The organism is Streptomyces sp. NPDC093544, from assembly GCF_040683495.1.
In the GTDB taxonomy this organism is placed as follows: domain Bacteria; phylum Actinomycetota; class Actinomycetes; order Streptomycetales; family Streptomycetaceae; genus Streptomyces.
Window position 1 is genome coordinate 164,486 of record NZ_JBFBEA010000015.1, and the last position, 23,825, is coordinate 188,310.

Annotated in this window: 20 protein-coding genes and 1 pseudogene; 15 read left to right on the forward strand and 6 right to left on the reverse strand. The window is 71.0% G+C overall.

Annotation, left to right across the window (positions count from 1 at the left end; translation table 11 throughout):
• The first annotated feature begins 130 nt into the window (after window positions 1–130).
• Window positions 131–1,339 carry a methionine adenosyltransferase gene (gene metK / locus AB0N66_RS23730; RefSeq protein ID WP_365438473.1) on the forward strand — a complete coding sequence of 403 codons (1,209 nt, stop codon included), beginning with the start codon at window positions 131–133 and terminating at the stop codon, window positions 1,337–1,339.
• 120 nt (window positions 1,340–1,459) lie between these two features.
• Entirely contained in the window at window positions 1,460–3,607 is a 2,148-nt protein-coding gene (locus tag AB0N66_RS23735; RefSeq protein ID WP_365438475.1) for a primosomal protein N', read from the forward strand.
• Between the two features lie 77 nt (window positions 3,608–3,684).
• Here the strand turns inward: AB0N66_RS23735 and AB0N66_RS23740 are convergent, their stop codons facing one another.
• The gene (locus AB0N66_RS23740; protein WP_365438477.1) at window positions 3,685–4,233 is read right to left on the reverse strand and encodes a hypothetical protein; all 549 of its coding nucleotides are present in this window, start codon (window positions 4,231–4,233) and stop codon (window positions 3,685–3,687) included.
• Window positions 4,234–4,612: 379 nt separating this feature from the next.
• Between AB0N66_RS23740 and fmt the strand changes: the two genes are divergently transcribed.
• From fmt to AB0N66_RS23755, 3 genes are all read left to right on the forward strand, one after another.
• Window positions 4,613–5,545, forward strand: a complete 933-nt coding sequence (gene fmt, locus AB0N66_RS23745; RefSeq protein ID WP_365438479.1) for a methionyl-tRNA formyltransferase — start codon at window positions 4,613–4,615, stop codon at window positions 5,543–5,545.
• Between the two features lie 151 nt (window positions 5,546–5,696).
• A complete protein-coding gene (locus AB0N66_RS23750; protein WP_365438481.1) occupies window positions 5,697–7,121 on the forward strand; it encodes a transcription antitermination factor NusB in 1,425 nt (474 codons plus the stop codon).
• A 359-nt stretch (window positions 7,122–7,480) separates the two neighbouring features.
• Window positions 7,481–8,200, forward strand: coding sequence for a response regulator transcription factor (locus AB0N66_RS23755; protein ID WP_365438483.1), 720 nt, complete (start codon window positions 7,481–7,483; stop codon window positions 8,198–8,200).
• Between the two features lie 42 nt (window positions 8,201–8,242).
• On the opposite strand, the gene AB0N66_RS23760 is transcribed toward AB0N66_RS23755, so the two are convergent.
• Together AB0N66_RS23760 and AB0N66_RS23765 are read right to left on the reverse strand one after the other, a co-directional pair.
• On the reverse strand, window positions 8,243–9,748 hold the full coding sequence (locus tag AB0N66_RS23760) for an HEXXH motif-containing putative peptide modification protein (protein ID WP_365438485.1): 1,506 nt from the start codon (window positions 9,746–9,748) through the stop codon (window positions 8,243–8,245).
• 141 nt (window positions 9,749–9,889) lie between these two features.
• Window positions 9,890–10,024, reverse strand: a complete 135-nt coding sequence (locus tag AB0N66_RS23765) for a hypothetical protein (protein WP_365438487.1) — start codon at window positions 10,022–10,024, stop codon at window positions 9,890–9,892.
• Between the two features lie 213 nt (window positions 10,025–10,237).
• Between AB0N66_RS23765 and AB0N66_RS23770 the strand changes: the two genes are divergently transcribed.
• Window positions 10,238–11,479 carry an MFS transporter gene (locus tag AB0N66_RS23770; RefSeq protein WP_365438489.1) on the forward strand — a complete coding sequence of 414 codons (1,242 nt, stop codon included), beginning with the start codon at window positions 10,238–10,240 and terminating at the stop codon, window positions 11,477–11,479.
• Between the two features lie 217 nt (window positions 11,480–11,696).
• Here AB0N66_RS23770 and AB0N66_RS23775 read toward each other — a convergent pair whose 3' ends face one another.
• Window positions 11,697–13,868 (reverse strand): MMPL family transporter, encoded by a 2,172-nt coding sequence (locus AB0N66_RS23775; protein WP_365438490.1) that lies wholly within the window; start codon window positions 13,866–13,868, stop codon window positions 11,697–11,699.
• 134 nt (window positions 13,869–14,002) lie between these two features.
• Between AB0N66_RS23775 and rpe the strand changes: the two genes are divergently transcribed.
• The 5 genes and pseudogenes from rpe to AB0N66_RS23800 all read left to right on the forward strand — a co-directional run bounded on the left by rpe (window position 14,003) and on the right by AB0N66_RS23800 (window position 17,196).
• Entirely contained in the window at window positions 14,003–14,689 is a 687-nt protein-coding gene (gene rpe, locus AB0N66_RS23780; protein ID WP_365438647.1) for a ribulose-phosphate 3-epimerase, read from the forward strand.
• Between the two features lie 78 nt (window positions 14,690–14,767).
• A complete protein-coding gene (locus tag AB0N66_RS23785; RefSeq protein WP_365438492.1) occupies window positions 14,768–15,811 on the forward strand; it encodes a sugar-binding domain-containing protein in 1,044 nt (347 codons plus the stop codon).
• Window positions 15,812–15,966: 155 nt separating this feature from the next.
• Complete coding sequence (locus AB0N66_RS23790) at window positions 15,967–16,623, forward strand: maleylpyruvate isomerase N-terminal domain-containing protein (protein WP_365438494.1); 657 nt, start codon at window positions 15,967–15,969, stop codon at window positions 16,621–16,623.
• Window positions 16,624–16,681: 58 nt separating this feature from the next.
• A pseudogene (locus AB0N66_RS23795) lies at window positions 16,682–16,774 on the forward strand (ribonuclease domain-containing protein); the annotation flags it as partial.
• Window positions 16,771–17,196: a barstar family protein gene (locus tag AB0N66_RS23800; protein ID WP_365438496.1), complete on the forward strand. Its 426-nt coding sequence runs from the start codon at window positions 16,771–16,773 to the stop codon at window positions 17,194–17,196. The pseudogene AB0N66_RS23795 and the gene AB0N66_RS23800, both read left to right, overlap by 4 nt.
• Window positions 17,197–17,377: 181 nt before the next feature.
• On the opposite strand, the gene AB0N66_RS23805 is transcribed toward AB0N66_RS23800, so the two are convergent.
• Window positions 17,378–18,283 (reverse strand): TIGR03620 family F420-dependent LLM class oxidoreductase, encoded by a 906-nt coding sequence (locus tag AB0N66_RS23805; protein WP_365438498.1) that lies wholly within the window; start codon window positions 18,281–18,283, stop codon window positions 17,378–17,380.
• Between the two features lie 475 nt (window positions 18,284–18,758).
• On the opposite strand from AB0N66_RS23805, the gene AB0N66_RS23810 reads away from it, so the two are divergent.
• From AB0N66_RS23810 to AB0N66_RS23825, 4 genes are all read left to right on the forward strand, one after another.
• On the forward strand, window positions 18,759–20,198 hold the full coding sequence (locus AB0N66_RS23810; protein ID WP_365438500.1) for a GuaB1 family IMP dehydrogenase-related protein: 1,440 nt from the start codon (window positions 18,759–18,761) through the stop codon (window positions 20,196–20,198).
• Window positions 20,199–20,319: 121 nt separating this feature from the next.
• Window positions 20,320–20,715, forward strand: a complete 396-nt coding sequence (locus tag AB0N66_RS23815) for a hypothetical protein (RefSeq protein WP_365438502.1) — start codon at window positions 20,320–20,322, stop codon at window positions 20,713–20,715.
• 347 nt (window positions 20,716–21,062) lie between these two features.
• Window positions 21,063–22,529 carry an amino acid permease gene (locus tag AB0N66_RS23820; protein WP_365438504.1) on the forward strand — a complete coding sequence of 489 codons (1,467 nt, stop codon included), beginning with the start codon at window positions 21,063–21,065 and terminating at the stop codon, window positions 22,527–22,529.
• Window positions 22,530–22,539: 10 nt separating this feature from the next.
• A complete protein-coding gene (locus AB0N66_RS23825) occupies window positions 22,540–22,992 on the forward strand; it encodes an Lrp/AsnC family transcriptional regulator (protein WP_365438506.1) in 453 nt (150 codons plus the stop codon).
• A 92-nt stretch (window positions 22,993–23,084) separates the two neighbouring features.
• Here the strand turns inward: AB0N66_RS23825 and AB0N66_RS23830 are convergent, their stop codons facing one another.
• On the reverse strand, window positions 23,085–23,825 hold the full coding sequence (locus AB0N66_RS23830; protein ID WP_365438508.1) for a GntR family transcriptional regulator: 741 nt from the start codon (window positions 23,823–23,825) through the stop codon (window positions 23,085–23,087).

The window sequence follows — 23,825 nt, forward strand, 5'->3', positions numbered from 1 at the left end:
CTTCCGCGAAGCGAGACAGATGGGCCTGTGGGCGAGTGCGACCGATAAACTGTTCTCGGACGACGCCGGGCGCAGCCCCCGGCCGTTCACCAATGATCAGCCAGCAGCCGCTGCAACCTCAGGGAGCGTTGTGTCCCGTCGCCTGTTCACCTCGGAGTCTGTGACCGAGGGTCACCCCGACAAGATCGCTGACCAGATCAGTGACACCATTCTCGACGCGCTTCTGCGCGAGGACCCGAAGTCCCGGGTCGCCGTGGAGACGCTGATCACGACCGGCCAGGTGCACGTGGCCGGAGAGGTCACCACCAAGGCGTACGCGCCGATCGCGCAGCTTGTGCGCGACAAGATCCTCGAGATCGGTTACGACTCCTCCAAGAAGGGCTTCGACGGCGCGTCCTGTGGCGTTTCGGTGTCCATCGGCTCGCAGTCGCCCGATATCGCGCAGGGCGTCGACACGGCGTACGAGAAGCGCGTCGAGGGTGATGAGGACGAGCTCGACAAGCAGGGCGCGGGCGACCAGGGCCTGATGTTCGGTTACGCGACGGACGAGACGCCGGCGCTGATGCCGCTCCCGATCCACCTCGCGCACCGCCTCGCGCGCCGCCTCTCCGAGGTCCGCAAGAACGGGACGATCCCGTACCTGCGCCCGGACGGCAAGACCCAGGTCACCATCGAGTACGACGGTGACAAGGCGGTCCGCCTGGACACGGTCGTCGTCTCGTCGCAGCACGCGTCGGACATCGACCTGGAATCGCTGCTGGCCCCCGACATCCGCGAGTTCGTGGTCGAGCCCGAGCTGAAGGCTCTTCTCGACGACGGCATCAAGCTGGAGACCGAGGGTTACCGCCTCCTGGTCAACCCGACCGGCCGCTTCGAGATCGGCGGCCCGATGGGCGACGCCGGCCTCACCGGCCGCAAGATCATCATCGACACGTACGGCGGCATGGCCCGCCACGGTGGCGGCGCCTTCTCGGGCAAGGACCCGTCCAAGGTCGACCGCTCCGCCGCGTACGCGATGCGCTGGGTCGCCAAGAACGTCGTCGCCGCGGGCCTCGCCACCCGCTGCGAGGTCCAGGTCGCGTACGCCATCGGCAAGGCCGAGCCCGTCGGCCTCTTCGTCGAGACCTTCGGCACCGCCAAGGTCGACGCCGAGAAGATCGAGACCGCCATCACCGAGGTCTTCGACCTCCGCCCGGCGGCCATCATCCGCGACCTCGACCTGCTGCGCCCGATCTACTCCCAGACCGCCGCGTACGGCCACTTCGGCCGCGAGCTGCCCGACTTCACGTGGGAGCGGACGGACCGCGTGGAAGCGCTGCGCAAGGCTGTTGGCCTGTAGGGCCGGTTGTGTGGCGAGGCCCGGTGTCCCTTGGGGGAGCCGGGCCTCGGTGTTTCTCGGTGGTTCGTCACGATCCTCGGGCGCGCGGCGCTGTCAGTGGGGTCTGGTAGGAATGTTGCTGTGAGCAGCGCGGATGGGGATGGTGAGGGTGGTGCGGAGGGTGCACCGCCTGAGCAGCTTGCGTTGATTCGGGAGAGTGTGCGGAAGGCTGCGGCGCCCAAGGCGAAGCCGCGGACGTGGCGGGGGGCAGCGCTTGCCAAGGAGCTGCCCGTCGCGCGGGTCCTCGTGGACAAAGGCGTGCTGCATCTCGACCGGTACTTCGATTACGCCGTGCCTGAGGAGCTTGATGCGCAGGCGCAGCCCGGGGTGCGGGTGCGGGTGCGGTTCGGCGCCGGGCGGCATCGGGTGCGGGAGGGGCGGCGTGAGGGCGGGGGGCTGATCGACGGGTTTCTCGTCGAGCGGCTTGCCGAGTCGGAGTACGCGGGTCCCTTGGCAGCGCTGGCTCAAGTCGTTTCGCCCGAGCCGGTGTTGGGTGCGGAGTTGCTGGGGCTCGCGCGTGCTGTCGCCGACCGGTATGCGGGCAGCCTCGCCGACGTGCTGCAGTTGGCTGTCCCGCCGCGCAACGCTCGGGCGGAGGGCAAGGCTTCGCCTGCTCCGCTGCCGGTTCCCGGGGTGCCTGACGTGGGGTCCTGGGCGCGGTACGGGCGGGGCGCGGTCTTTCTCGAGTCGCTCGCGGCGGGTGGCGCGCCGCGAGCTGTGTGGAACGCGTTGCCCGGGCCCGGTTGGGCCGAGGAACTGGCGCGGGCCGTGGGCGCGACGCTCGCCTCGGGGCGGGGCGCGCTCGTGGTCGTGCCGGACGGGCGGGCCGTTTCGCGCGTTGACGCCGCGCTGACCTCGTTGCTGGGGGAGGGGCGGCATGCCGTGCTGACCGCGGAGGCCGGGCCCGAGAAGCGGTACCGGGAGTGGCTTGCCGTGCGGCGAGGGTCCGTACGGGCCGTGGTGGGAACCAGGGCCGCCATGTTCGCGCCTGTGCGGGACCTGGGGCTCGTCGCCATCTGGGACGACGGGGACGGCAGCCACAGCGAGCCGCACGCACCTCAGCCGCATGCGCGGGAGGTGCTTCAGCTGCGGGCCGCTCATGACAAGTGTGCCTTTCTGCTGGGGAGTTGGAGCTGCACGGTCGAGGCTGCGCAGCTCGTCGAGAGCGGCTGGGCGCTGCCGCTGGTCGCGGAGCGCGAGCAGGTGCGGGGAGTCGCGCCGTTGGTGCGGACCGTGGGGGACGGGGATCTCGCACGGGACGAGGCGGCTCGGGCCGCGCGGCTCCCGACGATCGCCTGGCAGGTGGTGCGGGAAGGGCTACGGAACGGGCCGGTGCTCGTGCAGGTGCCTCGGCGGGGTTACGTGCCCCGGATGGCCTGTGCGCAGTGCCGGGCGGCCGCGCGGTGTCGGCATTGCGCCGGGCCGTTGGAGTCGCAGGACGCGGGCGCGTTGCGGTGTACGTGGTGTGGGCGGGACGAGGCGGCCTGGCACTGTCCCGAGTGCGGTGGGTTCCGGCTGCGGGCACAGATCGTGGGCGCGCGGCGGACCGCGGAGGAACTGGGGCGGGCGTTTCCGGCCGTACCCGTACGGACGTCCGGGCGGGAGCACGTCCTCGACACCGTCGCGGGGGCGCCCGCGCTCGTCGTGAGCACGCCGGGCGCCGAGCCCGTCGCCGATGGCGGATACGCGGCCGCGCTGCTGCTCGACGGCTGGGCGATGCTCGGGCGGCCCGATCTGCGGGCCGGTGAGGAGGCCCTGCGGCGCTGGATCGGCGCGGCTTCGCTGGTGCGCCCGCAGAGCGCCGGGGGGACCGTCGTCATCGTCGCCGAGCCGACGCTGCGGCCCGTTCAGGCGCTCGTACGGTGGGATCCCGTAGGGCATGCCGTCCGCGAACTCTCCGAGCGCGCCGAGCTCGGTTTTCCCCCGGTGTCGCGGATGGCGGCCGTGTCCGGTACGTCGGAGGCGCTGGCGGGGTTCCTTGCGGCAGCCGAACTGCCCGGTGATGCCGAGGTGTTGGGGCCCGTGCCGATGCACGTCACGGAGGTGGGGCGTCCCCGGCGGGTCGGCGGGTCGCCTCCGGGCGAGCACTGGGAGCGGGCCCTCATTCGGGTGCCGCCCGGGAGCGGGGCCGCGCTCGCCGCGGCGTTGAAGACCGCACAGGCGACGCGGATGGCTCGTGGGGGGAGCGAGCCCGTACGGATTCGGATCGATCCGCCGGACATCGGGTGAGCGCGCGTGGGGAGGAGGCGTGGGTTTGGGCTGCCTCCCAGGCCTGGCGGCGCCGGGAGGCAGACGGAGGCAGGGGGTCAGCCGTTGCGCGGCCCCGGGAAGGCGGTGGGCCTCACTTCCTCGCGGAGGGTGGGGCTGCCCGCCGTCGGCTGGGTCGGCATGGAGCGGGCGGCGGGGACCGTCGGTACCGGCATCGTGGGGATGCCGGTGTTGACGGCGACGGCGTGGTTGCCCGCCGGCTCCGTGGCGCGCTCCGCCTCCGCGGCTGCCTGGGCGGTGGCCCGGCGGGCGCCGTAGCGGCGGTGCACCGCCTGCTTGGTGACCCCGAGGGCCGAGCCCACCGCGTCCCACGAGAAACCCAGTGAGCGGTCGAAGTCCACGGCGGCCGTGACCAGGGTCTCGACGCTGTCCCGAAGCTCCTGGGCGAGGCGGACGGTCGGGGCGGGGGCGCGTCCGTAGACGACGAAGCCCGCGGAGGGGCCTGAGCGGCGCGGGCGGTAGACGTTGCCCAGCTGGGCGGTGAGCGTGCGCAGTGCGTCCACCTGCCGGCGGACCCGCTCGATGTCCCGCACCAGCAAGTGCAGGCTGGCCCGAGCCTGGGCGTCGTGGGTTGCGTGGTCGGCCATGAACAAGCCTCTCGAACCGGCGTTGAAAAGGATCGGGCCGCGATTGCGGCCCGTTGTGGTCAACTCTTTCTTGACCAACGCGTCGATGGGGTGAGTGGTCACGCTGCGGGGGCGTAAGGGCATATGCACGGGGCGCGACGTGGGGCGTACGCCCCCGGCGGAGTGTTGACCCGCCGGGGGACTTCACTCGGCACATGTGTTCCCTCCCGGACTGCCTGTGCGAGTCGGCTGTCGGGTGCGGGGCCTTGTGCGCGGGTCGGGCGCCCCGCGCCCCCGACCGCCCGCCCCGCATAGACTGGTGCGCTGCCCCGCAACCCCGCCGCTCCCGGCGTGTGTGCAGGCTCTGAAGCGCTCCCGTCCGAGAGGTCAACCGCCACCCATGAAGCTTGTCTTCGCAGGCACCCCCGAGGTCGCCGTTCCCGCTCTGGACGCTCTGATCGCTTCCGGGCGGCACGAGGTGGCCGCCGTCGTCACGCGGCCCGACGCGCCGGCCGGGCGGGGGCGTCGGCTTGTCGCGAGTCCGGTCGCCGAGCGCGCGGAGGAGGCCGGGATCGAGGTGCTGAAGCCGGTGAAGCCGCGGGACGAGGAGTTCCTGGCGCGGCTTCGGGAGATCGCGCCCGACTGCTGTCCCGTTGTTGCGTACGGCGCGCTGCTGCCCCGGGTGGCACTGGACATCCCGGTCCACGGGTGGGTCAACCTGCACTTCTCGCTGCTGCCCGCCTGGCGTGGCGCCGCACCCGTGCAGCACTCGATCATGGCGGGGGACGAGATCACCGGCGCCTCCACCTTCCTCATCGAGGAGGGGCTCGACTCCGGACCCGTCTACGGGACCGTCACCGAGGAGATCCGGCCCACCGACACCAGCGGGGACCTGCTCACCCGGCTGGCCTTCGCCGGTTCCGGGCTGCTCGCCGCGACCATGGACGGGATCGAGGACGGCAGCCTGAAGGCCGTCCCGCAGCCCGCCGACGGCATCACCCTGGCGCCGAAGATCAGCGTCGAGGACGCCCACGTCGACTGGTCGGCCCCGGCGCTGCGCGTCGACCGGGTCGTCCGCGGGTGCACCCCCGCGCCCGGTTCCTGGACCGTCTTCCGGGGCGAGCGGCTCAAGCTCATCCAGGTCGCCCCGGTGACCGACCGCACCGACCTCGCCCCGGGCGAGCTGTCCGTCGGCAAGAACAACGTGTATGTGGGGACCGGTTCGTACGCCGTCGAGCTGCTGTGGGTCCAGGCCCAGGGCAAGAAGCCGATGCGCGCCGCCGACTGGGCGCGCGGGGTGCGGATCGCCTCCGGGGAGCGGGTCGGGGCCTGAGCCGGCACCCGCTGAACACACCGAGGCGGGTCGTGGCACGGGCCACGACACCGACTCCTGGCATCACCCCGAGACACCGTCGGGGCCCGGCGTCAGCCCTGCGGCGTACGCTGGTAGACGCACCTTTTCCCGGATCCGGAGCACCTTTTTCGTGAGTGAGCAGTCCCGTCGGCCGCGCAAGCCCGGCAAGCCCTACCGCCGTCCCCAGAAGGACCCCGTCCGCATGCTCGCCTTCGAGGCGTTGCGGGCCGTCGACGAGCGGGACGCGTACGCGAACCTCGTGCTGCCCCCGTTGCTGCGGAAGGCACGCGAGAACGGCGACTTCGACGGGCGGGACGCGGCACTGGCGACCGAGCTGGTGTACGGAACGCTGCGTCGGCAGGGGACGTACGACGCCGTCATCGCCGCATGTGTCGACCGGCCGCTCCGCGAAGTCGATCCGCCGGTGCTCGATGTGCTCAGCCTGGGTGCCCATCAGCTGCTCGGCACCCGCATCCCGACCCACGCCGCCGTCTCGGCCTCCGTCGAGCTCGCCCGCGTGGTGCTGGGCGACGGGCGGGCCAAGTTCGTCAACGCCGTCCTGCGGAAGATCTCGCAGCAGGATCTCGACGCATGGATCGAGCAGGTCGCACCGCCGTACGACGACGACCCCGAGGACAATCTCGCCATCGTCCACTCGCACCCGCGGTGGGTCGTCTCGGCGCTGTGGGACGCGCTGGGCGGCGGCCGTGCCGGGATCGAGGATCTGCTCGAAGCCGACAACGAGCGGCCCGAGGTGACGCTTGTCGCCCGGCCCGGTCGGTCCACCGCCGCTGAACTCCTCGACGTGCTCGGCGAGGAGTCCGCGCTGCCGGGGCGCTGGTCGCCGTACGCCGTGCGGCTCTCCGAGGGCGGCGAGCCGGGTGCCATCGACGCCGTACGGGAAGGCCGTGCCGGCGTTCAGGACGAGGGCAGCCAGCTCGTCGCGATCGCCCTGGCGAACGCCCCGCTCGACGGGCCCGACAAGCTGTGGCTGGACGGCTGCGCCGGTCCCGGTGGCAAGGCCGCCATGCTGGCCGGGCTCGCCGCCGAACGTGGTGCCGTGCTGCTCGCCTCCGAGAAGCTGCCGCACCGCGCCGCGCTCGTGGCGAAGTCGCTCGCCGGGAACCCCGGTCCTTACCAGGTCATCGCCGCCGACGGGACCCGTCCGCCGTGGCGCTCCGGCACCTTCGACCGCGTGCTCATGGACGTGCCGTGCACCGGGCTCGGCGCCCTGCGCCGCCGTCCCGAGGCCCGCTGGCGGCGGCGCCCCTCGGACCTGGAGGGCTTCGCGCCGCTCCAGCGCGGGCTGCTGCGCACGGCGCTCGACTCCGTGCGCGTCGGCGGCATCGTCGGTTACGCGACCTGCTCGCCGCACCTCGCCGAGACCCGGGCCGTGGTCGAGGACGTGGTCAAGCAGCACGACGCCGAGCTCATCGACGCCCGCCCCCTGCTGCCTGGAGTTCCGGCCCTGGGCGACGGTCCCGACGTACAGCTGTGGCCGCATCTGCACGGGACGGACGCGATGTATCTGGCGTTGATCCGCAGGACCGGGTGAGGCAGGGCTGGTTGAAGGCGTTCGAAGCGACTTCGGCGCCCAAACTGGCACGACACGCCAGGCGTTGAACCCGAGATCGACCAGTAAGCAGGCGGGGCGGGTCGCTTTGGCCGATACTCGTCCGGATCGCGTCCGGCGCCGGTCAGGGCCGTGCGGATGGCGAACTGCCTCTGGCCGCAGCCTTGTTGTGGTTCCTCAGGCAGGGCCGCTCGCTCCGTGCTGCCTGATCCGCCCGTGCGACGTATCGGCCGGCTGATCAACTCGGGTTCTACTCTTTCACCTGGACGTTGATAGTCACGGCGTGGGGGGAGAGTGCTCGTTGCGCCTCACGCCGGCCAGGGTGTGAGGATGGGGCCAGAATGGCCAGTGCGGTCGCTGATGTCAGTACGCGTGTGGTGGTAATCGAGAGCATTCCGCTGATTCTGGGCGGCTTACGTTCAGCGCTCGAAGACGACGGGATCACCGTTGCTTTAGGGACCCACGACCCGCACACCGGGGTGCGGGCAGTACGGGAGAAGAAGCCCGATGTGGTCATCGTCGATCTCGACCTGCCCGGCCGCGCGGGTATCGGGCTGCTCCAGCAGTTGCGCCGGCAGTACCCCGCTCCGCGGCTGGTCGCCGCGGTGTCCCCGGAGCACGACGACGACAGCCTGCTGCTGACGACACTGCTGGCGGGGGCCACCGGATATCTGCTTAAGAACACAGAGACGGTGGACCTGCTGCGCACCGTGCGGGCCGTGCAGCGGGGTTACGTCACGCTGGGTCCGCGGGCCGGGGGCGAACTCTCCGCCCTTTTGGTGCGTCTGGCGGAAGCCGATGGAATGCTCCCGTTCCCGGCGCTGACCAACCGGGAACGGGAGGTGCTGCGATTGGTCTCGCTCGGCTACGGAAACCGGCGGATAGCGCAGGAGCTGTTCATATCGGAGAAGACCGTGCGCAACTATGTTTCGGCCATCCTGCCGAAAATCAATGTCTCCAGTCGGCTGGAGGCCATCGTGTCCGCGCGGCTGGCAGGCCTGGAAACGGCCTACCCCGGCACGGGCTCCGCAGGTGTGGACGCGCAGCCGCAGAGCAGTTGAAAGGGCGGTGGCGGACGGAACCGGTGCCCGGGGCGAGGGGTGTCACATGTCTTGGGTGACCAGGCCTGCGGCCACCAGCGAGCGCACGCTGTCGCGCACCTGTCGGCCGACTTCCTCCGAGCCGGCCGGGAGACCGGCCGCCTCGGCGAAAGCCGTGTGCACCGCGCCCAGGTCACGCCCGTCGCACAGGGAGTAGACCGTCCACGAGCGCGCGTTCAGCCAGTGCATCCGGGCCGACCGCGCGGGGCTGACGACGAGTTGTCCCAGGCCGGGCAGTGCGCAGGCGTCCACCGGGGCGATCCGCTGGAGGGCGCCTGCTGGGGGAACCTCCGGGGGCTGTCCCTGTTCCGCCCACCGGGTCGTCGTGGCGGCCGGGGCATGGGGCCGCGGCGCGTTCTCGTCCACCAGACGCAGCGCTGTCAGGAGCCAGCGGGCGAACCGGTGTCCGTTCTCGGTGAGCGCCTGTTCCGGCAGCGCCAACACACACTCGGCGAGGTAGCGGGCCCGTTCGGCGCTGGTCCGGTACTGCCCGCTTCGGGCGGCGGGGGTACCGGGGCTGGGCTCGTCGAGGTCCTCGGCCGCCGGGGGTGGGCCGAACCTCTCCTGGACCGCTTCACCCGCGGCGCTCGCCGCCGCCCGGAAGACCAGCAGGTGCACGTAGAAGTGCAGGGCGACGAACACCCGGATGACCGTCCAGGAACCGATCCGCCAGGGGATCGGGACGCGCTCGGTGGCGTTCCTGACCACGGAGCCGGTACGCAGCGCGTCGAAGAGCTTGAGGTGGGCGCCCTCGTGCAACAGGCTCTCGGCGGTGAGCCACGGGGACGTGCAGCGTTCGGGCGCCAGCAGCACCGTCGAGGGGAGAGGGTCGCCGCCGGACATGGACTGCAGGGGGCCCTCCTCGCTCTCCCGGCGTGCGAAACCCACCATCGTGACGTGTCCGAGTACACCGGCTCCCGCGGCGGGCAGTAGCGTCGCGAGGAGCTCCGCGCCCTCCCGCAGTACGGCGCGGACACCGTCAGTCGGGTCGACCGGCGTCGCCTCCTTGCCGGCGCCGATCGCACCGCGGTACAGCTCCATGAGGCGCCCGGCCAGCATCTCCTGAGAGCTGCCGTGGGGCGCCGGTTCGGTCAGTACCCAGGTGTCCCCGAGACCGGGCCAGGCAAGCCGGTGCGGACTGGTGAGGGTTTCGCTGGGCGCCATGGAGGAAGGCGGGGCGTCCGCGTAGCCGCTCACGTGGGCGGCGAACGAACTGTGTGTGAGCGGGCCGCTCTCCAGACGCGCGAGGTCGACCTCGAAGCAGTTGCGCAGCACCGGGTCGTACAGCAGTGGACGCAGGCGTTCTTCGGTCGCCGCGGCTGTCGTCCGCAGCAGATGCGACGCTTCGCCGTCGTGCCGCGCCAGCATGGTCAGGCCCAGCCGGAACCGGGCGAGGTTGCGCTCTCCGATGGCGGCGGAGTCGCCGAACTGCCGGTCGGCGCAGAGCAGGGTGTCGGCCTGCGCCACCCGGTCGGCGACCGGCTCGGCGGCTGAAGGTGAAGCGGGCAACGACGGACCGTCCTTCGGGGTCGAGCGGCGGACGTGGACGTAGGACAGCGGACGTGGACGTGGACGTGGACGTGGACGTGGACGTAGGACACCGGTACCGGGACCTGTCGCGGGCCCGGTACCGGCAGGGCGTGCCGCGGGTCAGGCGGTCCGGACCGCCTGGTACGACGGGAGCCAGGCGCGCTCCTCCGGTGCGTCCACGGCAATCTCCGGGGTCTCGTCGTCGAGGTAGGTCTGCGGAGCCAGGTCGGGGGTCTCGATGCGGTCTACCAGCATGTCCGGTCCCTTCGGTCGTCATTGGTCGGACGGGGCGGGCCCGGGCAGGGCGGATGACACCCTGCCCGACGCATCATCTTCCGACACCCCGTGTCCCGCACCGATGGGACTGTTGTCCCGAATTTTGTCCCGCACCCCGCCAGACACACTGATGGACTTACGCCCCAGGCATAACGACGGATCGGGGCGCGGGACGCCCCGCACGCTGCTGCCATGACCACCGTCCCCGCCCCGGAACAGCGCGCCACCTACCGGGAAGTGCTGGCCGATCCGCGCTTCCGGCTGCTGTTCGTGACCCGGACTCTGACGGTCACGGCCGACTCGCTGCGGATCATGACCCTTTCGGTGCTCGTCTTCGCGACGACCGGCTCACCTCTGCTGGGCGCCCTGACGTTCGGCATCGGCTTCCTGCCGCAACTCGCCGGTTCGCTGCTCCTCGGCTCGCTCGCCGATCGAGGCCGCCCGCGCCGGCTCGTCACCGCGGGTTATGGCCTCCAGTGCGCGGCGGCCGCTGTCATGGGGGTGGCCCAACTGCCGGTGGCGGCGGTCCTGATGCTCCTCGCCGCCGTGGCCTGCCTGACCCCCGTCTTCAGCGGAGTGACCAACCGACTTGTCGCCGAGACGCTCACCGGTGACGCCTACGTCCTGGGCCGCTCGTTGTCCAACATGTCCGCGTCCGCTGCCCAGTTGCTCGGCCTGGCCGGTGGCGGTGCAGCAGTCGAGTTCCTCGGCCCGCGGGCCGCGCTGCTGCTCAGTGCGGGTGTCTACCTGGCCGCCGCGGTCGCCGTCCGCCTCCGGCTGCCCGACCTGCCCGCGCCCGAGCAGACGGTACGTCTCGGACCGAGGCAGGGCTCCGGCTCCGGCTCCGTACTGCGCCAGAGTTGGTACGGCAGCACAAAGCTGCTCGCCGAACGGAGGGTCCGCGCGCTCCTGCTGGCCCAGTGGCTGCCACCCGCTTTCGTCGCCGGCGCCGAGAGCCTGATCGTCCCGTTCGCGGGCGGTCACGGTATGACCGCCGGTTCGGCAGGACCGTTGCTCGCCTGTCTGCCGGTCGGCATGCTCGCCGGCGACCTGGCCGTCGGCCGCTTCGTCCGTCCCGCCGTACGGGAACGTCTGGTCGTCACGCTGGTCGTGGTCCTCGGCCTGCCGCTGGTCGGCTTCGCGCTGGACCCGCCCTGGGTGGTGTGTGCGGGACTCCTGCTGGTCACCGGGACCGGGTTCGCCTACGCACTCGGACTCCAGCGGCCCTTCCTCGACGCGGTCCCGGAGGCGGGCCGCGGCCAGGCGTTCGGGCTGCTCAACGCCGGCCTGATGTCGGTGCAGGGAGTGGGACCGGTCGTGTTCGGAGCCGTCGCCGAGTTCACCGATGCCGGCGTGGCCATGGCGCTCGCCGGGATCGCGACGGTGTGCGTGGCGGGGTATCTGGCCCCGTGGCGCACGGGACACGGCGGGTAGGGCCGGGCCTTCGTCGGTCCGAAGCGGCAGCGGCTGGGGCCATCAGCCGGAGTTCGGCCCGCACCGAGGCGTCGGTGGATCAGGTCAGGTCAGGCCACGGTGCCGGTACAGGAAGGTGCCCGCAGCCGCTGATCAGGTACGGATGCTGAAGCCTGACCCCAACTGTTCGGCGACCGCGGCAGCGTGACCGACGAGTGCCGGGCCGGGGGTCGGCCACTCACTCCGGCCGCGACGCCGGTTCCGGTGCCTCCGTCGGAGCCACCGCGGGCGGCGGCTCTCGGTCGTCCTCGTTCGCCAGCCGGTGCGGCCACCACACCTTCGGTCCCACGTCCAGGAACAGGGACGTGACCAGCACCGAACGCACGATGAAGGTGTCGAGCAGGACGCCGAGTGCCACCGTGAAGCCGAGCTCCGCGAAGGCCACCATCGGCAGTGTGCCCAGCGCGGCGAAGGTGCCCGCGAGGACCAGGCCGGCCGAGGTGATGACCGCGCCGGTCGCGGTCAGGCCTGTCACCACGCCCTTGCGGGTGCCGTGGCGGGCCGCCTCTTCGCGGATACGGGTGGTCAGGAAGATGTTGTAGTCGATACCCAGGGCGACCAGGAAGACGAAGACGAACAGCGGGAAGTCCGTCGACTCGCCCGCGTAGTCGAAGATGTACCGGAATGCCAGCGCGCTGATGCCGAGTGCCGCCGCGAAGGACAGCACCACCGTCCCGATGAGCAGCAAGGGCGCTATCAGGGCGCGGAGCAGCGCGCCGAGGATCAGCAGGACCACGACCAGTACCAGCGGGATGATCAGGATGTTGTCGTGGGTCGTCGCCTTGTCCATGTCGAGCAGGGACGCGGTGCCGCCGCCCACCTGGGCGTTGGCGCCGGGAACCGTGTGGACGGCGTCCCGTACCCGCTCCACCGTCTGTTTCGCCGTCTCGCTGTCCGCGGGGGCGGTCATGGTGGCCTCGAAGAGGGCCTTGCCCTCGAACTCGGGTTTTGTGCCGGGTGGCAGACCGAGGGAGTCCGGTACGACACCGGAGGTGGCGGCCACCGCCCGGCTGACCTCCTCGGCCTGGTCGCGGTTGCTGACGATGACGAGCGGGTCGCCGCTGCCCGCCGGGAAGTAGCGCGCGGACACCTCCTGGCCGACGATCGAGTCGGGTTTGCCGGTGAAGGCGTCGGCGTTGCCGATGCCCTCCGCGCGCAGCTGGATGAGGCCCAGCGAGAGCAGCGCGAGGGCGGCCGCCGTGACGCCCCAGACCATCCGCGGGCGGCGGGCGATACGGCCGCCCATGCGCGCCCACACGCCGTGTGCGGTCGGGTCGGCGGAACCGAAGTGCGGGATCACCGGCCAGAAGATCCAGCGGCCGAAGATCACCAGCAGGGCGGGGAACAGCGTCATCATGGCGACCAGCGCGACCCCGACGCCGATCGCGGCGACCGGGCCGAGGCCGCGCGTCGAGTTCATCTCGGCCGCCAGCAGCACCAGCATGCTCAGGACGACGGTGGCGCCGGAGGCCAGTACGGCGGGGCCCGCGCGGTGCAGGGCCAGCGCCATGGCCTCGTGACGGTCCTCGTGGCGGCGCAGCTCCTCCCGGTACCGGGCGACCAGCAGCAGGGCATAGTCGGTCCCCGCGCCGAAGACCAGCACCGTGAGGATCCCGGCGCTCTGGCCGTTGACCGTCAGGCCCGCGTGCTCGGCGAGGAAGTAGATCAGCGCCTGCGCGGTGAACAGCGCCGCGATCACCCCGAGCAGCGGGACGACGATCAGGGTGGGGCTGCGATAGGTGAGCAGCAGCATCACGATGACGACGCCCAGCGCCGAGAGGAGCAGGGTGGAGTCGATGCCCTCGAAGGCCTCGGAGAAGTCCGCGGACGTACCGCCCGGCCCTGTGACGTGCACCGCGAGCCCGTCGCCGCCCTTGCCGGTCACGTCACGGATCGAGTCGACCGCGGGAGCGATCTCCTCCCAGCCCTTCTCGTCCATCGTGATGGGTACGAGGATCTGGGCCGCGCGCGGATCGGCGGCCCGGTCGTACACCGGTCCCCGGGTCTCCGAGCCGCGGATGCCGTGCGCCGTGAGCTGCTTGATCTGTGTCGCGTCCTCGGCGATCCGCGTCCGGTCCTGTGCCGTGAGGCCGTCCGCGCGGGCGTACACGACGACCGCGGGGATCTGCTCCGGCCTGAAGTCCTCGGAGATCTGCAGGACTTGGGTGGACTCGGCGGAGCCGGGCAGCCAGGAGGCCGCGTCGTTGTCCTGGGCGTCGGTGAGTTTCTGGGCGAACGGTGCCGTGAGAACCAGCAGCACCAGCCACAGGCCCACCACCGCCCACTTGCTGCGTCGACCGCAGACAAGCCAGGCGATTCCACGCCGCTGCTTTCCCTGTTGGTCCGTCATGGCCACCCCCGTAGCCGCATCTGGCGCCTGTGGGCCGCCCAGCATGGCATGTGGTGCCGCGCCACAACATCCGCAGAACGGCCTAGGTCTGGACCGAGGAGGGCAACCGTCCCGTGGCATGGCAGTCTTGGGGCATGGCCGTGCAGATCAACCCCAGCATCCTGTCCGCCGACTTTGCCCGCCTTGCCGAGGAGGCAAAGGCGGTGGAGGGGGCCGACTGGCTCCACGTCGACGTCATGGACAACCATTTCGTACCGAACCTCACCCTGGGTGTGCCGGTCGTAGAGTCCCTGGCCCGTGCGACGGATACGCCGCTGGACTGCCATCTGATGATCGAGAACGCCGATCGGTGGGCACCTCAGTACGTAGAAGCGGGTGCCGGTTCCGTCACCTTCCATGTGGAGGCGGCCGCCGCGCCGGTGCGGCTCGCCCGCGAAATCCGGGCCATGGGTGCCCGTGCCTCCATGGCGCTCAAGCCCGCGACCCCGATCGAGCCGTACGAGGATCTGCTTCCCGAGCTCGACATGCTGCTGATCATGACGGTGGAGCCGGGATTCGGCGGCCAGTCCTTCCTCGACATCATGCTCCCGAAGATCCGGCGCACTCGCGAGCTGATCAGCAAGCACGGTCTTGAACTCTGGCTTCAGGTCGACGGAGGAGTTTCGGCGTCGACGATCGAGCGGTGTGCGGAGGCGGGAGCCGACGTTTTCGTCGCCGGATCGGCGGTGTACGGGGCATCCGACCCGGCCCAGGCGGTACGTGCATTGCGCACGCAGGCTCAGGAGGTGACGGCCCAGGCGACGTGGGCGTGCGGCCACTGACCGAAGGGAACGTGAACGCCGCCCATCTGGGCTGATCAAGTACGCCGGATCTGCGAGGATGAACGGCGAATCCAGAGTGTGAACAGCAGTGAGGAGATCGCCGTGTCGGGTATGTCGACGGGCCGGTCAGCCATGCGGATGGGACCCGCAGAGCTGGTGCAGGCGGCGGCCATGGCCCGCCGCTTCTACCTCGAGGGCAAATCCAAGATCCAGATCGCCGAGGAGTTCGGCGTCAGCCGCTTCAAAGTGGCCCGGGTCCTGGAAACCGCTCTCGAACGGGATCTCGTGAGGATCGAGATCCGCGTCCCCGCAGAGTTGGACGCGGAGCGCTCGGACGCGCTGCGCGCTCGCTACGGCCTCAGGCACGCGGTCGTGGTGGAGTCCCCGGCCGAGGCCCAGGAGTCGCCCGATCCCGAGAATCTCGGCGAGGTCGCCGCGGACCTGCTCGGCGAGCTGGTCAACGAGGGTGATGTGCTCGGCCTCGCCTGGGGCCGCTCCACCATCCACATGGCGGCGGCGCTCGACCGGCTGCCGCCGTGCACGGTCGTGCAGCTGACGGGGGTGTACGACGCCGGGACCGCCGAGCGCGGTTCGGTGGAGGCGGTACGCCGTGCCGCCCAGGTGTCGGGCGGCGACGCCCACCCGATCTACGCGCCGATGCTGCTGCCCGACGCGGCCACCGCGGCCGCGCTGCGCAACCAGACCGGGATCGCCCGTGCCTTCGAGTACTTCGACAAGGTCACGGTCGCCTGTGTCTCCATCGGCTCCTGGGAGGCGGGCATCTCGACGGTGCACGACATGCTCACCGAGGAGGAGCGCGCCCACTACGCCACCCTCGGTGTCGCCGCGGAGATGTCCGCGCACCTCTTCGACGCCGAGGGGCGCCGGGTCGGGCGGGACCTCGGTGAGCGCTGCATCACCGTCGAGACGGACCGGCTGCGCCGTATCCCCGAGGTCGTCGCGATCGCGGGCGGTCAGCGCAAGGCCGCCGCCATCGACGCGGTGCTGCGGTCCGGGCTCGTCACCAGCCTGGTGACGGACACGTCCGCCGCGGACTACCTGATGACGGCGGGAACGACACCGCGTCCGGCGCTGAACCGCGAGGATCCTGACGGGATCTGAGAGCTTGTGCGAGGCACCGCGCGCGGGGCGGCCATGACGGCGTCGGGATCATGTTCCCCGCGCGTGGGAGGGCGGTCCTGCCGCCTCGCGGCGCTGCTGACCGGTTGTTCCACATGCGCTTGTCCGCCGTTGCGGCACCGCACTACCTTGCTGATGTGGATCTCTTCTCACGCTCCTGGACAGCGTTGCGCACGGCGGTCGCCGAGCTCTCGGACGAGGACTTCGCGCGGCCGTCCGGCTGTACCGGCTGGCTCGTACGGGACCTGGTGTGCCACCTGGTCATCGACGCTCAGGACGTCCTGATCACCCTCGTGACCCCGGCCGATACGGAACCGACCCGCGATGCGGTGACCTACTGGGAGGTCGCCGAAACGCCGCCGACCGGCGCAGACCCGCTCGACGCGCTGACCGTCCGGCTGGCCGCCGCGTACCAGGAGCCCTGGCTGCTCAAATTCCATCTCGACGACGTCGGCTCCGCAGCCGGCCGCGCCGCGGAACTAGCCGACCCGGGCCTGCGGGTCGGCACCCGCGACGAGGTTCTCACCGCGGGCGACTATCTTTCCGCGTACGTCCTGGAGTGGACGCTGCACCACCTCGACCTGGTCGCACACCTCCCCGACGCGGCGGACCCGCCCGCGGAGGGGCTGGCGCGGACCCGCGAGCTGCTGGAGAAGATCGCCCAGGCCGCGTTCCCCGCGTCGTTCTCCGACAAGGACGCGCTGTTGGTCGGCACCGGACGACGTGCCCCGACCGACGCCGAGAAGGCCGAACTGGGCGAGCTGGCCACGAAACTCCCGCTCGTCCTTGGATAATCGACCAGTTCCTTCGGCAGAACTGTCGCGAATACACGGCCAGAATTTCCGCGAGTGCGATCGGGGAGCGTGCCGCATTGTCACCGGGCGGGGTGGCGAGATCTACTACAGCGATGATCACAACAAATCAGTCAGGGCGGTGCTGAGATGACGGACAACCCGCTCGCGCCGGTGCTCGAAGGAAGCGCACCCGCCGGTGTCCTCTCCTGGCCCGCCCAGTTGCCTGTGGAGCATGGGCTCGAAGCCGCGCGGAAGGCGGGCTGGGAGACCGCGGTCCTGGACCTCGCGGGCGTCTCCGACAAAGCCGGGCTCATGGCGGCGTGCGCCACCGCGCTGCGGCTGCCGGACTGGTTCGGCGCCAACTGGGACGCCCTCGCCGACTGCCTGGTCGACCTCGAATGGTGGCCCGCGCTGCACGGCCGGCTGATCCTCGTACAGGACTGGCAGGAGTACGCGGCGGCCGCGGCCGCGGACTGGCGCGTCCTTCAGGAGATCTTCGCCGACGCGGCGGCGCACTGGCGGGGGACGGACACGCCGCTGGCCGTGGTGATGGCGCTGGCGGAGCCCCGGTAGCTAGCGGTCCCCGGCGCGGTGTCGGCGGCCTGCCGATCCCGCGGCCCTCGCGTCACCGCTGCCTGGAGCAAGCCGTCCACTCTCAGACAGGCCCGGGCCGCGGCCACTCGCCACGACAACGCGGCGACAACCGGACGGACAGCTCCCCCTGTGCCCGAACGCACGGAGGGAGTTCCGTTCGTCATGCGCCTACGAGTGCGGGTGCGAGCTCTCGCCAGGGGTCGGTCGGCACGTCGAGGCGCGATTCCATCAGGACCTGGACGCAGACGTGGTCGGCCCCGGCGGCGAGATGCTCGCGTACGCGACTGAGGATCGCCGCTTCGTCGCCCCACGCGATGAGCGCTTCGGCCAGCCGGTCGGAGCCGCCGCGGACGAGGTCCTTTTCGTCGAAGCCGCCCCGCAGCCAGTTGTTGCGGTAGTTCGGCAGACCGGTGTAAATGTCCAGGTGGGCGTGTGCCCGGCGCAGCGCGGTCTCGCGGTCCGAGGTGAGCACGGCGCCCATCTCGACGGCCACGATCTTGTCCGGTCCCAGCGCCGCCCGCACCTCAGCGGTCTGTGCCGGTGTCACCAGATAGGGATGGCTGCCGTCTGCGAGCTCACGGGTCACCTCCAGCATCCGGGGACCAAGGGCGGCGACCAGGACGGGCGGGCGTGGTTCGTCGGCCTCCGCGGCGGAGAACGTCGCTCCCGCCATCGCCGTGAGGTACTCGCGCATCGCGCCAACCGGTTTGGCGTAGCTGCCCCCGCGCACCCGCTCGACCAGTGGCCGGTGGCTGACTCCGAGCCCGAGGACGAACCGCCCGCCGTGGGCCGCGGCCAAGGTGCGGGATGCCGCGTTGGCCGCGACTGCGTCGCGTGCCCAGATATTGGCGATGCCGGTGGCCACCCGCATGCGCTCGGTGGCGGCGAGCAGCAGCCCTGCCTGGGTGAAGGCCTCCCGGCCGTAGGCTTCGCCGAACCACAGGGTGCCCCAGCCCTGGGCTTCGAGCTCGGCCGCGATCTGCCCGGCCGCCGCCGGCGACACCGTGTCCAGGCTCCCTGTCCAGATCCCCACGCGCCCGAGCCCTGCTTCTTCAGCCACTGTCATGCTGTGCATCTCCATACGCGATAGGTGACGTCGATACGTGCCGGGTCGCCCGGTCAGGAGCGCCCACCGCGGGCGGCTCTTCCGCGCAGCGTAGCGGGGGGCTGAGCCCTACGGCTGGTGTGCGGCTCCGGGGTGCGGCGGTGGGGACGGAGGCTGTGCCTGCAAGCGTCCGCGAGACGGGACGACAGTGCGGATGGGCCACGGCCAGTGCGTTCATCGACACGTTCAGCCGGACCATGGGCCAGACACCGGGGTCTGCCGCATCGGAACAGACGGGTAGATCCGCTGACCGCCCGCATGATCCGGCGAGCGGTCCGCAGCGTGATGTCGGAGGATGCCACGAATCGGGCGTCCCCCTGTCTGGAGGATCGGTCCGGGCCGCATATCCATGGCGTCGTGGGAGAATGAAGTACGTGCTCTTCCCCCTGGCTGACCTGTCCGGGGGCCACCTCTGATCGACTGGGATGTGCAGCACGTGCGTTTCCTCAATGACATCCAGCCCCCGTACGACCTGACGTACGACGACGTGTTCATGGTGCCCAGCCGCTCCGCGGTCGGCTCGCGTCAGGGTGTGGACCTCGCTTCTCCCGACGGCACGGGCACCACGATCCCGCTGGTCGTCGCCAACATGACGGCGATCGCGGGCCGCCGGATGGCCGAGACCGTCGCCCGTCGCGGCGGGCTCGTGGTCATCCCGCAGGACATCCCGATCGAGGTCATCGCCGAGGTCGTCTCCTGGGTCAAGGGACGCCACCTGGTGCTCGACACCCCGATCATCCTCGCCCCGCACCAGACCGTCGCCGACGCGCTGGCGCTGCTGCCGAAGCGCGCGCACAACGCGGGCGTCGTCGTGGACGAGGAGAGCCGTCCCGTCGGCGTGGTCACCGACGCCGACCTCACCGGCGTCGACCGCTTCACCCAGCTGTCCGAAGTCATGTCCAAGGACCTGCTCCTCCTCGACGCGGACATCGAGCCGCGTGAGGCCTTCAACAGGCTGGACCACGCCAACCGCCGCTACGCCCCCGCCGTCTACAAGGACGGCAGGCTCGCGGGCATCCTCACCCGCAAGGGCGCCCTGCGCGCCACGCTCTACACGCCGGCAACCGACGCGAACGGCCGGCTGCGCATCGCCGCCGCCGTCGGCATCAACGGCGATGTCGCGGGCAAGGCCAAGCAACTCCTCGACGCGGGCGTCGACACGCTCGTCATCGACACGGCCCATGGTCACCAGGAGTCGATGATCAGCGCCATCAGGACGGTGCGCGCGCTCGACCCGCAGGTGCCGATCGCGGCGGGCAACATCGTCGCGGCGGAAGGCGTGCGCGACCTGATCGAGGCCGGCGCGGACATCATCAAGGTCGGTGTGGGCCCCGGTGCCATGTGCACCACCCGGATGATGACCGGCGTCGGCCGGCCGCAGTTCTCGGCGGTGAAGGAGTGCGCCGCCGAGGCCAAGAAGTACGGCAAGCACGTGTGGGCCGACGGCGGTGTACGGCACCCGCGCGACGTCGCGATGGCGCTGGCCGCGGGCGCGTCCAACGTCATGATCGGCTCGTGGTTCGCCGGCACGTACGAGTCCCCGGGCGACCTCCAGCAGGATGCCAACGGGCGCTTGTACAAGGAGTCGTTCGGCATGGCGTCCGCCCGTGCCGTCAAGAACCGCACCAGCGACGAGTCGGCGTACGACCGCGCCCGCAAGGCGTTGTTCGAGGAGGGCATCTCCACCTCGCGCATGTTCCTCGACCCGTCCCGCCCGGGCGTCGAGGACCTGATCGACTCGATCATCGCGGGCGTCCGCTCCTCCTGCACCTACGCGGGCGCCAACTCCCTGGAGGAGTTCGCCGAGAAGGCGATCGTGGGTATCCAGAGCGCGGCCGGCTACGCCGAGGGCAAGCCGCTGCACGCCAGCTGGTAACGGCACGCCTACTCGTTCTCGTACGGCCCCCGTGGTGCGACCGCGGGGGCCGTGGCCGTTTGGCAGCAAGGGAACGTCAGGCCATCTTGACGTCAAGCTGACTTGACGCGACGCTGAGTGCATGACGACACCACAGAGCATCGAGCCGCAGTACACCCTGCTGACCGCCGTGGCCCGTCTCGACGAGCTGCGTGTGCGGGAGTCGCTCGCCGGGGCCGGGAGTGACGCCGAGGCGCTCGACCGGGCAGGCCTTCTCGAACTTCTCGCGCTGAGCGAGGTGGTGGCCCGCAAAGCGGCGTACGGACGTCAACTCACCGTCCGGGCGGCGAGAGAGTCAGGTGCCTCCTGGTCCCAGATCGGCGCGGCCCTCGGCACCAGCAAGCAGGCCGCCTGGGAGGCGCACACCCGCTGGATCGACGGGCAGGCGGCGTCGTACGGGCAGCCCGGGCAGCTGGGCTTCGACGAGGACGACGCGGCGCGGGCACGGGCCGTCGCTGGGGGACCGGAGGAGAGCTGACGGCGGCTCGCGCTCACCGGCTCGCCAAGCCGCAGGCGGTCAGCCCCCACTGGCTCGCGAAGCCGTAGGCGGCCGGCCCTCACCGGCTCGCGGAGCCGCGCCCAAGGGCTGAAAGGCGGTCCGCGCAACCATCGAAAGGCCCCGCGCAACGAACACCCGCCGGGCTGCGATGAACGCAATGATCTTGCGGAGGTGCGCAAGGTTGCTGCATTACGCCCGTGAAGGCAGGACTCGTAGGGTCAAGCGCTGTACAGAGTGTGGCGGGGACTCCGCTCGGCGGGTCCCTGCTGTCAGGGGTGCCGCCGGTTCCCGCCGTTTCCGACCGGCAGCGATGAAGGAGCCAACGCGTGCTCGACCAAGGCGCACCCCCGCAGTCCCGCCCCTCGTCCGCCCCGCCGTCCCCGGGCATCGGCGCACGCCTCATGCGCCGCAAGCCGGTGGAACTTCTGGTCGCCGAGGGCGGTCAGGGTGAGGGAGGGTCGCTTCGGCGTTCCCTCGGGCTGTGGCAGCTGACCATGATCAGCATCGGTGCCACTCTCGGCACCGGCATCTTCGTGGTCCTGGGGGAGGCCGTCCCCAAGGCCGGTCCCGCGGTCACCCTCTCCTTCGTGATCGCCGGTCTGACGGCGCTGTTCTCCGCCTTCTCCTACGCCGAGCTGGCGGGCACCATTCCGGTCGCCGGTTCCTCGTACTCGTACGCGTACGCAACGATGGGCGAGCTGATCGCCTGGATCTGCGGCTGGTGTCTGGTCCTGGAGTACGGCGTGTCGGTCGCCGCCGTGGCCGTCGGCTGGGGCGAGTACCTCAACGAACTGCTCGACGGGACCATCGGCGTCACCATCCCCGACGCGCTCTCCGCGCCGCCCGGCGACGGGGGCATCTTCAACCTGCCCGCGCTGATCGTCGTCCTGCTCGCGATGGCGTTCCTGCTCGGCGGCGCCCAGGAATCGGCCCGCGCCAACATGATCATGGTCGTCGTGAAGATCGCCGCGCTGCTGCTGTTCTGCGCGATCGGCATCCAGGGCTTCCGGTCCGGCAACTACGAGAACTTCATGCCGCTCGGCATGGCGGGCGTCAGCGCCGCCGGGGCCACGCTCTTCTTCTCGTACATCGGCTTCGACGCCGCCTCCACGGCCGGTGAGGAGGCGAAGAACGCACAGCGCGACCTGCCGCGCGCGATCATGCTCTCGCTGATCATCGTCACGGCGCTGTACGTCCTGGTCGCGGCCGTCGCTGTCGGCGCGATGCCCTGGCAGCGGTTCACCGACTCGGAGGCGGCGCTCTCCGGGATCATGGAGGACGTCACGGGCGACGCCGTCTGGGGCACGCTGCTCGCCGCCGGTGCCGTCATCGCCATCGCCAGCGTCGTCCTGACCGTGCTCTACGGGCAGACTCGCATCCTCTTCGCCATGTCCCGCGACGGGCTCGTGCCCAAGGTGTTCTCGCGCGTTCACCCGAAGAGCGGTGTGCCGCGTGCCAACACCCTCATCGTCTCGGTGTTCTGCGGAGTGCTCGCCGCCGCGATCCCGCTCGGCCAGCTCGCCGACGCCACCAGCATCGGCACCCTCTTCGCCTTCGCGCTGGTCAACATCGCGGTCGTGGTGCTGCGCCGGACTCGTCCGGAGATGCCGCGTACGTTCCGGGTGCCGCTGTCGCCGGTACTGCCCGCGCTGGGCTTCGCCTTCTGCGTCTGGATGATGGGCAGCCTCGACACCGTGACCTGGGTGGTCTTCGGGGTCTGGATGGCCGTCGGGCTCGTGTTCTACTTCAGTTACGGCTATCGCCGGTCCCGTATCGCCACCGTAGAGAAGTGAACCACCCGCAGTGCTGAACAATCTCGACGAACGCATCGTGCACGCCCTCGCCGAGGACGCGCGGCGCTCCTATGCCGACATCGGGCAGCAGGTCGGTCTGTCCGCGCCCGCCGTGAAGCGCCGGGTGGACCGGCTGCGTTCCAGCGGGGCCATCACCGGGTTCACCGTGCGGGTGGATCCGGCCGCGCTGGGGTGGGAGACCGAGGGGTTCGTCGAGATCTACTGCCGACGCAATACCTCGCCGGAGACCATTCAGCGGGGCCTTGAGCGGTACCAGGAGGTGGTGGCCGCGTCCACCGTCACCGGGGACGCGGACGCGGTGGTGCAGGTCTTCGCCTCGGACATGCGGCACTTCGAGCGGGTGCTTGAGCGGATCGCGGGGGAGTCGTTCGTGGAGCGGACGAAGTCGGTGCTGGTTCTGTCGCCTTTGCTGCGCCGATTTTCTTCCGGGTCGCCTACGTAGTCGCTCCGCTGGGGACGCGGGTCTCAGCTGCGGGCGCGTGGGGCTGGTCGCGCAGTTCCCCGCGCCCCTGACGGGGCGCTTCCAAGTCGCTGCTACTCCGCTGTCTTCCTCGCCAGCGCGTTGTTTCCTATCGAGTTGTGCACGCTGAAGCTCACCGCGTCCGAGCGGTAGCGGTCGTCGGACCACTCCACCGGGCGGCCTTCGCGGGTTGTGGTGACGCGGCGGACTCGCAGGAGTGGGCTGGTGCGGCGGACGTCCAGGAGTTCGGCGTCCTGGGCGCCCGCCGCCACCGCGTCGATGAGGTGCTCGCCGTAGGCGAAGACGAGGCCCGTGTCCTCGAAGAGGCGTTGGGTGACGGAGGGGCAGCCGGGCTCGATGGCCTCGACGGCGGGGGAGATCCAGTCCGCGTAGACGGTCCGCTCCAGGAGGACCGGCTCGCCGTCCAGGCCGCGGACGCGCAGCACGTGCAACACGGTGGTGTTCTCGCGCAGTTGGAGCCGTACGGCATCCTCCGCAGTCGCCGGGCGGTACTCCTGCACGACCACCTCGCCCGTCGCCTCCCGCCCCATCGCGCGCGCCCACTGGGCGAAGCTGCGCAGTTCGGCGAAGCTCTGGCTGCGGCGGCCGGCCAGGACCACGCGGCGGGCGCCCTGGCGTGAGCCGATGAGTCCCTCGGCGGTCAGGGCCGCGACCGCCTGGCGGACCGTGCCGCGCGAGACGGCGTACTGCGCCGCGAGGTCCGTCTCCGCCGGGAGCAGACTGCCGACCGTGTACTCCTCGCGGTCGATCGCCCGCCGCAGCGCCTCGGCGATCTCCTCGTGTCGCGCCGGCAT